The following is a 13152-nucleotide window of genomic DNA, read 5'->3' as shown; positions in this document are numbered from 1 at the left end:
GAGGTGTAGTGGTGACCTATTTTGTTTTACAAATACTTCCTTATATCTCTGTGGCGGTCTTTGTCATTGGGATTCTTTATCGACTGGGAAGATGGGCCAGCGGGCGGATTGTGCACAACATTACACTGACCCCTGCTCCGACCACCCAGGCGGGCGCCATGCTGGACATTGCTACAGAAGCGGTATTTTTCCGCAGTATGTTTAAAAGTGACAAAGCCCTGTGGGTCGGTGCATGGTTTATGCACATTGCCCTGTTCTTTATTATCGGTGGACACGTTATGGGCATCGGCTTGCTGGGCAGGCAGTTTGCATATATCGGTCTTACCTCGGTGGAGATGAGTGAACAGCTATCTAACTTATTTGGTACGTCCTTTGGCATTTTGATTTTAATTGGACTGTTATATTTACTGTACCGCCGGATGGCCATCAATGAAGTGAAGCAGGTCTCCGCTCCCAGCGATTATGCACATCTGCTGTTACTGATCGCCATTGTTTCCGTAGGTAACTTTATGCGCTTTGTTCCCGAGTGGGGCATTCATTACGAGCCTGTTCGGGATTATGTAGCCAGCTTACTCTTTTTTAATCCCATAACTCCCGATATGGAAGTTATGCATAAACCCATGTTTGTGCTTCACTTATTCCTGGTTCAAGTTTTGATGATTATTTTCCCCTTCAGTAAACTGCTGCATGTGTTTGGCATGTTTGCTCACCGCTGGATTATTAATCGTCCTTACGTTGAACCTGCCAATGGAATGCCCGGCGCTGCCGTGGGCGGTACCGGTCATGCCGTATCCGGCGGACATTCCGCTTCAGGGGGGGTGCAATAAATGCCGTTAACTGAATCTGGATTAAAGCAGCCTGTTAAAGCCAGTGCTGCGGATATGTTGAAAATTCACATCAATCCCGTTCCTGATGACCAGAAGGTGGAGACCGCCATCAAGCATCTTAATGAACTGGGACAGAAATTCCGCTCTCTGATGCTGACTTTTGAGTCCTGTACAAAGTGCGGCCTGTGCGCTGAAAACTGTCACACCTATTTAGGCACCAGAGACCCCTATAACATTCCTACCAACCGTGCTGATTTGCTGCGCAAGGTATGGAAGCGGTATTTCACCCCGGAAGGCAAGTTTTTGGGCGGTTTCATCGGCGCCAAGGATTTGGAATTGGAAGACATTGAGAAAATGTTTTCCTACTTCTATCAGTGCAATGAGTGCCGCCGCTGCGCGATGGTTTGCCCCTTTGGTCTGGATACCTGTGAGGTAACCATGGCCGGACGCCAGTTGCTGCATTGGCTGGGCATGGTGCCCAAGCTGCAGGCTTCGGTGGGCGCCGCCATGGCTAAAACCGGCAACCATACCGGGCTGCCCAAGATGGGTCTGATTGATACCAATGAGTTCCTGGAAGAAGAAATCATGGAAGAGACCGGCGTAGACATCAAGATTCCGGTGGACAAACCGAATTCCGACATTTTGTATATTCCCTCTTCCGCGGATTTTCTGCTGAATCCCAACACCATGATGGGCGCGGCCAAATTCTTCCACTACCTGGGCATCAACTGGACCATGAGCAGTGAGATTGCCGAAGCCGGTAACTTTGGTTTGCTCTTTGATCAGCGTGCAACCCTGCGGGCCAACTGCATGCGCGTTATTGACGAGGCGCTGAAGCTGGGCTGCAAGAAGATTGTCTGGGGCGAGTGCGGCCACGGCTGGCGCGCCGGAAAGATGTATCTGCCCGGAATGCTGGACCGTCCCGGCCGGATTCCCATTGTGCACCTTCATGACGAGGTGTCCTACTATATTGAACAAGGTGCGCTAAAACTGCACAAGGAAGTAAACGACAGGCCGGTTACGCTGCATGATCCCTGTAACTTTGGCCGGGCGTGCAACCTTTGCGACCGCCTGCGCGTTGTTATGAACGCCAGTGTAAGTAATTTTGTGGAAATGACTCCCAACCGCGAGCGCAATTTCTGCTGCGGTGGTGGATCCGCCATTTTGTTTGACGATCCTGAAATGTATGATTTGAGAATTAAGTTTTCTGCCAAGAAAGCCGAGCAGGTCCGGGCAACCGGTGTTGACAAGGACGGCAACGGAATTCTTTGCGCTCCCTGTTCCATTTGTAAAGCCCAGCTTTATCCGATGGTGGAGGAGCATAAGCTTGGCGTAGAGGTGAAAGGCTTGATCGATTTGGTTGGCCTGGCCCTTTATCCGCCGATCAATAAATAGAAAAATTTGGTATAGATCAGAGAATATTGTAGCTTTCTAAAAATATTCTGCTTGTACTACTACAAAAATTTTTCAGAAACGTATATAATATAAAATGGTATTACAGCACCGCTTGGCGGGGCTTAAATAAAAAATTGGAGGTGCTCTCTCAAAATGGCATTTATTGAAGTTGCTGGCCAGCAAATCGAAGTTGATGAGGACGGTTTCTTATTAAACCCCGACACTTGGACCGAGGATGTAGCAAAATATTTTTCCAAAGAAGAAGGTATTGATGAATTAACCGAAGATCACTGGAAAGTGATTAAATACCTGCGTGACTATTTCTTCCAGTTCGGGATTGCTCCCATGGTCCGTAAGCTGTGCAAAGACACCGGCTTTAGCCTGAAAGGCATTTATGAACTGTTCCCTACCGGCCCTGCTAAGGGTGCCTGCAAACTGGCTGGTCTTCCTAAGCCTACCGGTTGCGTATAAGATTCGGTACTGATCACCCTCACCCGGAATGCTCTGGGTGAGGGTGTTACTATTATAAGTCCTTGGTTGTTAGCCTTGAGGGCTTTTCCTAAAAATGTCCTTATTAGGGTGATGGATAAAATGGTCGCCTTAAGGAATGCTAAATAATACATAAGATGATAACTATAGAGCCGGGAAATGCCCTTGAGGAACCGGCTTCAAACTACCCAGTAGCAAGAGGTGGTATTAACTTGTCTGCAGTATACCCTATACCCAGAGTGCTGGTGGCTGCTCCCCAGGGCCGTTCCGGCAAGACAACCATTACCGTAGGCCTTATCGCCGCTTTAACCGCCGGAGGGCTAAAAGTGCAGCCTTTTAAAAAGGGCCCGGATTTTATCGACCCCAGTTGGTTAACCAGGGTAGCGGGGCATACCTGCAGAAACCTGGACAGTTACCTTATGGAACGGCAGGCCATACGCAGCGCCTTTATTCGGCACGCCAGGAACAGCGACATGGCCATTATTGAAGGGGCTATGGGCCTTTTTGATGGGGTGGACATCGCCGGCAGCGGAAGTGCGGCGGAAATTGCCAAGATTGTGCAGGCCCCGGTGCTGCTGGTCATTAACTGCACCCGTATGACCCGCAGCGTGGCAGCCATGGTGAATGGTTTTGCCAATTTTGATCCGGAGGTTAAAATTGGGGGAGTGATCCTTAATATGGTGGCCCGGAGCCGCCATGAACAAACACTTCGGGCCTCCATTAAAGAATATTGTGACGTACCGGTCCTGGGGGCGATGCCCAAGGGAAAACAGTTTGTCATTCCGGACAGGCATCTGGGGCTTGTTCCCGCCGGAGAAGATGAGAGGCTGTCGGCAGCCATCCGGGAAATCGGTGAAGCCGCTGCCAACTATCTGGACATCGAGGGGATATTGAAGGTTGCCAGAGACTGGCCCGATCTGGTGGAAGAATCACCGGTGACCGAGGCGGCGGAGATTCGCTGGCTGAGCAAGGAACAAGTACCTTCCCAAAAAGGTCCTGTTATTGGCGTTATCAAGGACCGATCTTTTTCTTTTTATTATCCCGAAAACCTGGAGGCCTTGGTGGAGGCCGGGGCCAGCCTGGTTGCCGTCAGTGCCATAGCGGACCAGCAGTTGCCGGAGGTTGACGGATTATATATTGGGGGAGGGTTTCCCGAAGTGTTGGCCCGGGAATTGGAGGCCAACCAAAGCTTCCGAAGTCATCTGCGCCGCCGGATTGAAGAGGGACTTCCGGTTTATGCGGAATGCGGGGGTCTGATGTACCTGGGAAGACGGATCCACTGGAGTGATCAGTCCTATGAGATGGTTGGGGTTTTGCCCCTGGAAGTGGAAATGCTAAAGAAACCCCAGGGGCACGGGTATATGCACCTGGAAGTTTTGCCGGGAACGCCCTATTATTCCGAAAAAAAACTGGTGCGTGGTCACGAGTTTCACCATTCGAGAGTGGTCAATCTGGATGAGGACTGCAATTTTGCCTTTCGGGTACGCCGGGGCCATGGAATTAACGGCGAATACGACGGATTGCACTATAAAAATGTGGTGGCTTTATATAATCACATTCATGCACTGGTGGAAAAGGACTGGGCCAAGGAGTTTGTCCATATGGCCCTCCGGTGGAAGCAAGATCATAAAAAAACCTAGAGCAAGAAGTGTGGCAAAACTATTTTTTAAATAGAACACGGATTGAACGGATTTTAAAAAATAATTTAAAATCCGTTCAATCCGTGTTCTATTATTTTTCACTTCTTATGGCAGTGTTTTTTATTGTAAATGACTGTAAGGTCACATAATTTCCACCCCTTGAGGCAAAAATAACTTAAAAAATAACGGGGTGAAGTCAAATGCGGTATTTTAACAGCGGCAGGAGAAAAATGGTTTGCCTTATGAGTCTGGTAGCCTTTTTGTTTGCCGGGTTCATTGTTTATAATCAGGCTTTGGCCCAGGAGTCCACTTTATACTGGGGGAGCCAGGGCAGCAAGGTCCGTGCCGTACAGCAGCGGCTTAAAGACTGGGGTTATTATAAAGGGCCTGTGGACGGGGTTTACCGGGGAGAAACCGCCGCGGCAGTCCGGAAATTCCAAAGCCGCAACGGGATCCCTGCCGATGGCGTTGTAGGAACCAAGACCAGCCAGGCGCTGGGTTTGTCAACCGGAGCAAAGGCAGGAACCACCTACACCAGCACCCCTACCTCCACCTCCAGGGGCTATGTATCCAACCGGGACTCGGTTAATTTGCTGGCCCGGGTGATTATGGGGGAAGCTGCCAATGAACCTTATTTGGGTAAGGTTGCCGTAGGGGCGGTCATGTTAAATCGAACCGAACATGAAGGGTTCCCCAGTACTTTGTCCGGCGTGGTATATCAGCCCATGGCCTTTGAGTCCGTGTCCAACGGCCAGTACAACCGGTCCGTAACTCCGGAGGCCTTGAAGGCGGCCCAGGACGCACTATCCGGCTATGATCCCACGGGAGGGGCCATTTATTTTTGGAATCCAAGCAAACCCGTCAACCCGTGGATTTGGTCCCGTAAAGTGGTAGGACAAATCGGGCAGCATGTCTTTGCATATTAACCGGAAGGGGATACAAGGAATGAGAAGATGGGGATTGCCGATTCTGCTGGGGTTGGCCATATTAGCAGCCGTTGGTCTATGGGGATTTGGACAACATAGGGAAAGGGTTGCGCTGGAAAATGATTTAAACAATCGCTATCAGATGTCTTTTTATAACTTACTTGGCCGGGTCCAGAGCATGGAAGTGCTGTTGGCCAAGACCCTGGCCGTATCCGGTCAGCCGGATGATACCCAGATATTCTCGGAGATCTGGCTGCAGTCCGAAGGAGCCAGGGAGAATTTGACGCAGCTCCCGCTAAGCGCCCAACTGGTTGGCAGGACTTCCAAGTTCTTGGCCCAGTCCGGAGATTATGCCCGGGTGATTGCCCGGCAGATTAATAGCGGAGAAGGCATGACCGATGAAGAGTATAAAACCTTAAGTAATTTATACCGGCAGGCCGGGCAGTTAAATAAAGAGCTGCACGATATGGAGATAAAAGTGTCCGACGGCCGTCTTAGCATTTCCGAATTGGTAAGAGCGGCAAAGGAGGATTTAAAAAAGGGTAATCCCACCAGCACCGCCGCCAGTTTCCAGAGTATTGACCAACAGATGCAGGGTTATCCAACCCTGATCTATGACGGGCCCTTTTCAGACCATTTGAATAAAGCGCAACCGGAAGGTTTAAGTGGAGAAAATATTACGGCGGATCAAGCCAAAAATATTCTGGAGAAATTTGTGGATCCCCAGGCCAATATCAGCTACCGGGCCATGGCCACCGGGCGGACCAGAGAGAGGATACCCGGCTTCATGGTTGATTTAGTGCCTACGGAAAAAGGTTCGGAAGGACGGATCTCCGGCGGCGTCAGCGAAAAGGGCGGGCATGTTATCTGGTATTTGGACAGCCGGAGTATTGGAACGGCCCGCTTGAATGTGGAACAGGCCAGGGAAAAAGCGCTGAAATTCCTGGAGTCCCGGGGATATAAAAATATGGTCAGCATGTACCATCAATTGCAGGACAACCGGATTGTCTTTAATCTAATTCCCGAGCAGGAAGGCGTTCGGATTTATCCTGATCAGGTTAAATTGAATGTAGCCCTTGATAACGGCCAAATAGTGGGGTTTGACGCCAGGGGTTATCTCATGGCCCACAAAAAGAGAGAAATCCCGGTTCCTAAAATCTCTGCCGATGATGCCAAAGGCAAAGTAAACCCCCGCATGGAAATCACCGGAACCCGGTTGGCCATCATACCCACCGATTCGGCACAGGAAAAATTTTCCTATGAGGTGCAGGGAAAAATTAACGGAGAAGATTATCTGGTGTATATCAATGCCATAACCGGTAAAACCGATCAGGTCTTAAAATTAATTGAGAGTTCCGACGGAACCTTAACCATGTAAATTGACATCTTCCACGCCGGATGTTAAAATGACACTATTCAGAAAGTAATAAAGTATAATTCTATGACGGGGAAGAAAACGGATAGCGCTGTTTAGAGAGCCGGGATCAGGTGCAAGCCCAGCCAGCGGAAGCCGTTCGAGCCGCCCCCGAGATGCAGGCTGAACAACAGTAAGCCTTGCCGGTTCTTCACCGTTACCGAAGTCCGAGTGGGTCTCCTGGCATTTATGCGCGAGGCCAATGAGGGTGGTACCACGGGTTATTTTAACCCCGTCCCTTTTTCCGGGACGGGGTTTTTTATTTTGGTATTACTTCAGGCTCTTAAAGAAAACCTAAAGTTTACGGGAGGTGTAAAGATGCTTGAGATTCTCGAACTGCTTCAGGGGAACAGCCGGTTGACCATGGGACAGATCGCGGTGATGACCGGACGGGATGAAGACGAGGTCAGAAAAATCATTGCCAAATTAGAAGCGGATAAAACCATTATCAAATATTTTACTTTAATTAACTGGGAGAAGGCGGGAGTAGAAAAAGTATCCGCCCTCATTGAAGTGAAGATAACCCCCCAGAGGGATGTGGGCTTTGACGCCGTAGCGGAACGAATTTACCGGTTCCCGGAGGTTAAAAGCGTCCATCTGATGTCCGGGGCCTATGATCTGACGGTATTTGTTGAAGGTGTGACCATGAAGGAAGTGGCTTTGTTTGTAGCCACCAAGCTGGCCACCATTGAACATGTAATGAGTACGGCAACCCATTTTGTATTGAAGACGTATAAACAGGACGGCTTTGTTTTTGAAGACAGGGAAAAAGATAAAAGGCTGGTGATTACACCGTGAGCATCGGGCAATGGAGTGAATATATCAATACCAATGTAAAGGAAATTCCCCCCTCGGGTATTCGTAAATTCTTTGATCTGGCGGCTGAAATGGAAGGGGTCATTTCCCTGGGTGTGGGCGAGCCGGATTTTGTGACTCCCTGGCATATCCGGGAGGCCTGTATTTATTCCCTGCATAAAGGCAGTACCACCTATACCAGCAACCACGGACTCCTTGAACTGCGGGAAAGCATTTCTCAGTATTTAGGGAATCAGGGGGTCCGCTATAATCCCCAGGATGAGATTCTGGTTACCGTGGGAGTCAGCGAAGCGCTGGACTTGGCCCTGAGGACGGTAATTAGTCCAGGGGATGAGGTGCTGATCCCCACACCCTGCTATGTTTCCTACATTCCCTGCACCACCCTGGCCGGGGGTGTGCCGGTAACGGTGGCCACCCACATGGAGGATCATTTTAAATTGACCGCCGGCAAGCTGGAGGCAGCCATTACGCCCAAGTCAAAGGTACTGCTGCTGTGTTTTCCCAATAATCCAACGGGAGCGGTAATGAGCAGGGAAGAGCTCCTGCAGATTGCCGAGGTGGTCCGCCGCTACGATTTACTGGTGATTTCCGATGAAATTTATGACCGCTTAACTTACACCGGAGAACATACCTGTTTCGCCTCGTTACCGGGGATGAGGGATCGCACTATTACTTTAAACGGTTTTTCCAAGGCCTATGCCATGACCGGCTGGCGGTTGGGTTATGCTGCGGCCAATGCCGAATTTATTGCCGCCATGACCAAGATTCACCAGTATACCATGCTCTGTGCCCCGATTACCGCCCAGATTTCCGCTATGGAGGCCCTGCGCAATGGCAAATCCGCCATGGAAGGCATGGTGGCCCATTATAACCGGCGCCGGCGGCTGATCCTGCAGGGATTTAAAGAAATCGGACTGCCTTGTTTTGAACCCGGCGGCGCTTTTTACGCTTTTCCCTATATCGGTGAAACCGGTCTCACTGCTGCCGAGTTTGCCGAGGAACTACTGGTTGAAGAAAAAGTGGCGGTCATCCCCGGAGATGTTTTTGGTCCCGGAGGAGAGAACTGCGTCCGCTGTTCCTACGCTTCCTCGGTGGAAGATTTAACCGAGGCCTTGGAACGTATGGGCCGCTTTCTTCAACGGAGGAGATAGACCTTGAAGAAATTAAAAAATACCATTAAGATTAAGGCAGGAAATGACGGTATTATGATAGAATAGACATGAAACATAGACTATCAACAAATTGTGGAACGGAAGCGCGGCAGCACAGAAGGAATCACGTTCATCCCTTCGGGGAATGGCCGTTCAAATTGTTGTTACTAAAAGGAATGTCTCATAGCAGAACAGGAGGACGGTAGAATGAATGGAATTTTTCCGCCCCTTTTTATGGGGCTTCTTTTATTTCCTCAGGACAATACTGTACAATGTTTAGTGAAGAATAAGAAGGTGAAGCAAAAATGATTTGGAATGAACAGTACGAGACCATGGACCGAGAGCAATTGCAAGCCCTGCAGGCTTCCCGGCTGCAGCAAACGGTGGCCAGGGTTTACGAGCGGGTGCCCTTTTACCGGGAACTCTTTGACCGGCATAAGGTAAAGCCGGGGGATATTAAAAGACTGGAAGATGTTTGTAAGCTGCCTTTTACCACCAAGGAAGCTCTCCGGGACAATTATCCCTTTAATCTGTTCGCTGTGCCCATGAAGAAAGTAGTGCGGCTGCACGCCTCCTCCGGAACCACCGGCAAGCCCACGGTGGTTGGCTATAGCCGTCAGGATATTGAAACCTGGGCTGAAATTGTCGCCCGCCTGGTTACGGCTGCCGGGGTTACCGATGAAGACGTGGCCCAAATTAGTTTTGGATATGGTCTTTTTACCGGGGCCTTTGGCTTGCATTATGGCCTGGAGAAGGCAGGAGCCACCGTAATTCCTTCCTCCACGGGAAACACGGAAAAACAAATTATGTTGATGCAGGACTTTGGCACAACGGTTTTAATCGGCACCCCCACCTATGCCCTGCATATTGCCGAGGTGGCTAGCGGCATGGGCATTGACCCCAAATCCTTAGGCCTCAAAGTGGGCCTTTTTGGCTCCGAATCCTGGACCGAGAGCATGAGAAGTGAACTGGAAAGGATTTGGGGGCTCTTTGCTACCGATAATTACGGGCTCAGTGAAATCATGGGCCCCGGTGTGGCCGGAGAATGCCGGGAGCGAAAAGGCATGCACGTATCCGAAGACCACTTTCTAATCGAAGTGATTGATCCGGAAACCGGAGAACCCCTGCCACCCGGACAGGAAGGGGAATTAGTAATTACCAGTCTTACCAAGGAAGCTCTGCCCATTATTCGTTACCGGACCCGGGACATCACCATTATGGACACGGAACCCTGCCGGTGCGGCAGGACCAGCGCCCGTATCTGCAAGGTCTCCGGCAGGACCGACGATATGCTCATTGTGAGCGGCGTCAATGTCTTTCCCTCGCAAATTGAAGATGTATTATTAAGGATCGAAGGAGTGGCCCCCCATTACCAGATCATCGTTACCAAGAGGGGTTACCTGGATGCCCTGGAAATACAGGTGGAGATGACCGACCAGTCCTTTACCGGCAACTGGCGTGACCTGGAAGAATTGGAAAGAAAGGTGCGCGGCAGTCTGCATACGGTTCTTGCCATCAGCCCCAAAGTGAAGCTGCTGGAACCCCGGTCCCTGGAACGCAGCTTGGGCAAAGCCAAAAGAGTGATTGATCTAAGAAAATAAGGCTAGTGGGCTGTAAAGAATAAAACAGAGGATTTACCAGAGAGAAAAACCGTATAGAACGCGGATTTAACGGATTGCACGGATTAACGCGGATTTAGATTTTAATTAAAATAAGATTGAGCAGTTTTGAAATTGAACAAGCTTGAGAAAAATAATTTTCAAAATTTTATTTTCAAGTTTCCCTGGGTTATTGTGTAAGAGAAGAAAAAATCCGCGTTCTATTTTGATTAGTCAGCACTGGCCTTTTAAGAAATACCCTTTAAGTCTAGCTAAACGGAGGACGTTTACGATGAAAGAATTGTTGTCAGGAAACGCTGCCATTGCCCGGGGAGCTTATGAAGCCGGGGTCACCGTGGCCGCGGGTTATCCCGGTACCCCCAGCACCGAGATCCTTGAGAATTTTGCCCGCTACCCGGGTATTTACGCTCAGTGGTCCCCCAATGAAAAGGTGGCTTTGGAGGTGGGGGCCGGTGCTTCCATTGCCGGGGCCAGGGTTCTGGTCACCATGAAGCATGTGGGAGTCAATGTGGCGGCGGACCCGCTTTTTACCCTGGCTTATACGGGGGTTAACGGGGGGTTGCTCCTGGTTTCCGCCGATGACCCGGGCATGCACAGTTCCCAGAATGAGCAGGACAATCGTTACTTTGCCTTCATGAACAAGATTCCCTGTCTGGAACCGGCCGACAGTCAGGAAGCAAAGGATATGGTGGCTCTGGGTCTGGAAATCAGTGAAAAATTTGATACACCGGTGATGCTCCGGGTGACCACCCGGGTGTCCCATTCCCAGAGTTTTGTAGAACAAAACCAGCCCCAGCCGGCCAACCTTCGCCCTTATGTGAAGGACCCGCAGAAATATGTCATGGTGCCGGCCCATGGCCGTACCCGCCGGGTATTTCTAGAGGAGCGCACGGCCCGGTTAAAGGAATACAGCGAAAGCTGTCCCTATAATTCCATTGAGTGGGCCGACCGCAGCGTGGGTGTTATCACCAGCGGGATCAGCTATCAGTATGCTAAAGAAATTTTGCCTCAAGCTTCTATTTTAAAGCTGGGGCTGACCAATCCCATGCCTCAAAAACTGATTAAGGAATTTGCTGCCGGGGTAGAGCGGCTTTTAATTATTGAGGAACTGGAGCCTTTTTTAGAATCGCAAATCCGGGCCCTGGGCCTGGAAGTAACCGGCAAGGATCTGCTGCCATCCTACGGGGAGTTTAATCCGCTGCTTTTGGCCGGTATCCTGGCCCAGGCCGGTTTTCCGGTAGCTCCGGCTTATTTGCCCCGGAATGTGGCGGAAAAAGAAATAGCCGCCGATGAAATTCCTTTACCCGGCCGTCCTCCGGTGATGTGTGCCGGATGCCCGCACCGGAGTGTCTTCTATGTTTTGAAAAAGCAGAAATTAATTGTAACCGGTGATATTGGCTGTTACACCCTTGGCAGCTTAAGCCCGCTGGGGGCCATGGACACCTGTATTTGCATGGGCGCCAGTATTGGAACCGCCCTGGGCATGGAGAAAGCCAATCCCGAGCTGTCCGGGCGAACGGTGGCGGTCATTGGGGACAGCACCTTCCTGCATTCGGGAATTACCGGGCTGCTGGATGTGGTTTACAACGGAGGGAATACCACCGTGCTTATTTTGGATAACCGGACCACCGCCATGACCGGACATCAGCACAATCCTGCCACCGGTTCCACCCTGGCGGGGCAGCCGGCTCCGGAAGTAGACCTTGAGGCCCTGGCCCGGGCGGTTGGAGTCAAAAGGGTACGGACCGTAAATCCCATGGATTTGTCCGCCCTGCACAAGGTGGTTAAGGAAGAAGTGGCAGCGCCGGAACCGTCGGTTATTGTAGTCCGGCGGCCCTGTGCCTTATTAAAAACAGCCCTTCCGGCGGAACCGGTGGAAGTAGATACCGAAAACTGCATTAACTGCGGCATCTGTTTGAACCTGGGATGCCCGGCCATCTCCCGCAAAGAAGAGAAGGCTTTTGTAACGGCCATCCAGTGTAATGGCTGCGGGCTCTGCGTGCAGGTTTGCAATAAAGGGGCTCTCCAAAAGCGGGGTGAAAAAAATGCTTAAACCCATTAATATATTATTGGTAGGCGTCGGCGGCCAGGGAACCATCCTGGCCACCCGGGTACTGGCCAGAGCGGCCCAGGAAGCCGGCTACGATATTAAAGTTTCCGAAATAAAAGGAATGGCCCAGCGGGGCGGCAGTGTGGTAACCCAGGTCCGTTTGGGGGAAAAGGTTTATTCACCGGTTATTTCCGAAAGCGGTGCGGACATTATTTTAGCTTTTGAAAAAATGGAGGCCCGGCGTTGGCTTCCCTATCTAAAGGAAGACGGCAGCGTTATCATTAACGACCAGGCCATTGCCCCGGTTCCGGTGCTGACCGGAGCAGCGGTCTATCCTGAAGATTGCCTGGAAAAGGTTCAGAGGGCGTGTTCCAACACAACGGTGGTGGATGCGCTAAAAATTGCTGTTCATTGCGGCAACCCCAAAGCAGCCAATGTGGTTTTGATAGGAATGCTGGCCAAGCGGCTGCCCATGGCCAAAGAAATCTGGCTCAGCGCCCTCAAAGACCGGGTGCCTGAAAAATTTTTGGAGGTCAACCTGAAGGCTTTTGAAGAAGGATACGCTGTCTAGACTCAGGGGGATTCCTTTTGGGTCCAGTTGTTCGCCTTATACGATTTTTCTTTCGGGTCCTGCTGTTCGTATTTAAGCATTTCTTTAGTATGGTATTGGTTTTAATCTATAAGAAATACATTCATGCAAACAACAGGACCCCGGAGGAATACCCTTAAGGCCAACGACGAGACCCCAAAGAAACGCTCCATTAGTCAATTCTTGCCACCCGGAGCAAAAATACCTACAAGACAAGCTTTGAGGTTTATGCTATA

At 50.5% G+C, this 13152-nt stretch carries 11 protein-coding genes and 1 other annotated feature; all 11 genes read left to right on the top strand.

Annotation, left to right across the window (positions count from 1 at the left end; all coding sequences use genetic code 11):
- Positions 1 to 11: 11 nt before the first annotated feature.
- The 11 genes from DESRU_RS18815 (at position 12) to DESRU_RS18765 (ending at position 12898) form a co-directional block, all read left to right on the top strand.
- Positions 12 to 827 (top strand): respiratory nitrate reductase subunit gamma, encoded by an 816-nt coding sequence (locus DESRU_RS18815; protein ID WP_013843681.1) that lies wholly within the window; start codon positions 12 to 14, stop codon positions 825 to 827.
- A complete protein-coding gene (locus tag DESRU_RS18810; protein WP_013843680.1) occupies positions 828 to 2222 on the top strand; it encodes a (Fe-S)-binding protein in 1395 nt (464 codons plus the stop codon).
- Between the two features lie 153 nt (positions 2223 to 2375).
- Complete coding sequence (locus DESRU_RS18805; RefSeq protein WP_013843679.1) at positions 2376 to 2693, top strand: TusE/DsrC/DsvC family sulfur relay protein; 318 nt, start codon at positions 2376 to 2378, stop codon at positions 2691 to 2693.
- Between the two features lie 230 nt (positions 2694 to 2923).
- Positions 2924 to 4351: a cobyrinic acid a,c-diamide synthase CobB gene (locus DESRU_RS18800; protein WP_013843678.1), complete on the top strand. Its 1428-nt coding sequence runs from the start codon at positions 2924 to 2926 to the stop codon at positions 4349 to 4351.
- A gap of 230 nt (positions 4352 to 4581) precedes the next feature.
- A complete protein-coding gene (gene sleB / locus DESRU_RS18795; protein WP_013843677.1) occupies positions 4582 to 5277 on the top strand; it encodes a spore cortex-lytic enzyme in 696 nt (231 codons plus the stop codon).
- Positions 5261 to 6655: a germination protein YpeB gene (ypeB, locus tag DESRU_RS18790; RefSeq protein WP_238446328.1), complete on the top strand. Its 1395-nt coding sequence runs from the start codon at positions 5261 to 5263 to the stop codon at positions 6653 to 6655. Before sleB ends, ypeB begins: the two co-directional genes overlap by 17 nt.
- Before the next feature lie 54 nt (positions 6656 to 6709).
- Positions 6710 to 6934, top strand: a binding site (T-box leader).
- A gap of 75 nt (positions 6935 to 7009) precedes the next feature.
- Positions 7010 to 7489: an Lrp/AsnC family transcriptional regulator gene (locus DESRU_RS18785; protein WP_013843675.1), complete on the top strand. Its 480-nt coding sequence runs from the start codon at positions 7010 to 7012 to the stop codon at positions 7487 to 7489.
- Positions 7486 to 8658, top strand: a complete 1173-nt coding sequence (locus DESRU_RS18780) for an aminotransferase class I/II-fold pyridoxal phosphate-dependent enzyme (protein ID WP_013843674.1) — start codon at positions 7486 to 7488, stop codon at positions 8656 to 8658. The genes DESRU_RS18785 and DESRU_RS18780 overlap by 4 nt, the downstream gene beginning before the upstream one ends.
- Positions 8659 to 8963: 305 nt before the next feature.
- Complete coding sequence (locus tag DESRU_RS18775; protein WP_013843672.1) at positions 8964 to 10259, top strand: phenylacetate--CoA ligase family protein; 1296 nt, start codon at positions 8964 to 8966, stop codon at positions 10257 to 10259.
- Between the two features lie 289 nt (positions 10260 to 10548).
- Positions 10549 to 12330: an indolepyruvate ferredoxin oxidoreductase subunit alpha gene (iorA, locus tag DESRU_RS18770; RefSeq protein WP_013843671.1), complete on the top strand. Its 1782-nt coding sequence runs from the start codon at positions 10549 to 10551 to the stop codon at positions 12328 to 12330.
- Positions 12323 to 12898 carry an indolepyruvate oxidoreductase subunit beta gene (locus DESRU_RS18765; RefSeq protein ID WP_013843670.1) on the top strand — a complete coding sequence of 192 codons (576 nt, stop codon included), beginning with the start codon at positions 12323 to 12325 and terminating at the stop codon, positions 12896 to 12898. Before iorA ends, DESRU_RS18765 begins: the two co-directional genes overlap by 8 nt.
- Positions 12899 to 13152 lie beyond the last annotated feature (254 nt).

The organism is Desulforamulus ruminis DSM 2154, assembly GCF_000215085.1.
In the GTDB taxonomy this organism is placed as follows: Bacteria; Bacillota; Desulfotomaculia; order Desulfotomaculales; family Desulfotomaculaceae; genus Desulfotomaculum; species Desulfotomaculum ruminis.
The sequence above is the reverse complement of the archived record's forward strand: the minus strand, read 5'-3'. Positions and strand labels throughout refer to the sequence as shown.

Coding starts and splice junctions, on each gene's coding strand:
- DESRU_RS18810 (WP_013843680.1), top strand. CDS start 828: ATGCCGTTAACTGAATCTGGATTAAAGCAGCCTGTTAAAGCCAGTGCT.
- DESRU_RS18805 (WP_013843679.1), top strand. CDS start 2,376: ATGGCATTTATTGAAGTTGCTGGCCAGCAAATCGAAGTTGATGAGGAC.
- sleB (WP_013843677.1), top strand. CDS start 4,582: ATGGTTTGCCTTATGAGTCTGGTAGCCTTTTTGTTTGCCGGGTTCATT.
- ypeB (WP_238446328.1), top strand. CDS start 5,261: ATGTCTTTGCATATTAACCGGAAGGGGATACAAGGAATGAGAAGATGG.
- DESRU_RS18785 (WP_013843675.1), top strand. CDS start 7,010: ATGCTTGAGATTCTCGAACTGCTTCAGGGGAACAGCCGGTTGACCATG.
- DESRU_RS18775 (WP_013843672.1), top strand. CDS start 8,964: ATGATTTGGAATGAACAGTACGAGACCATGGACCGAGAGCAATTGCAA.
- iorA (WP_013843671.1), top strand. CDS start 10,549: ATGAAAGAATTGTTGTCAGGAAACGCTGCCATTGCCCGGGGAGCTTAT.
- DESRU_RS18765 (WP_013843670.1), top strand. CDS start 12,323: ATGCTTAAACCCATTAATATATTATTGGTAGGCGTCGGCGGCCAGGGA.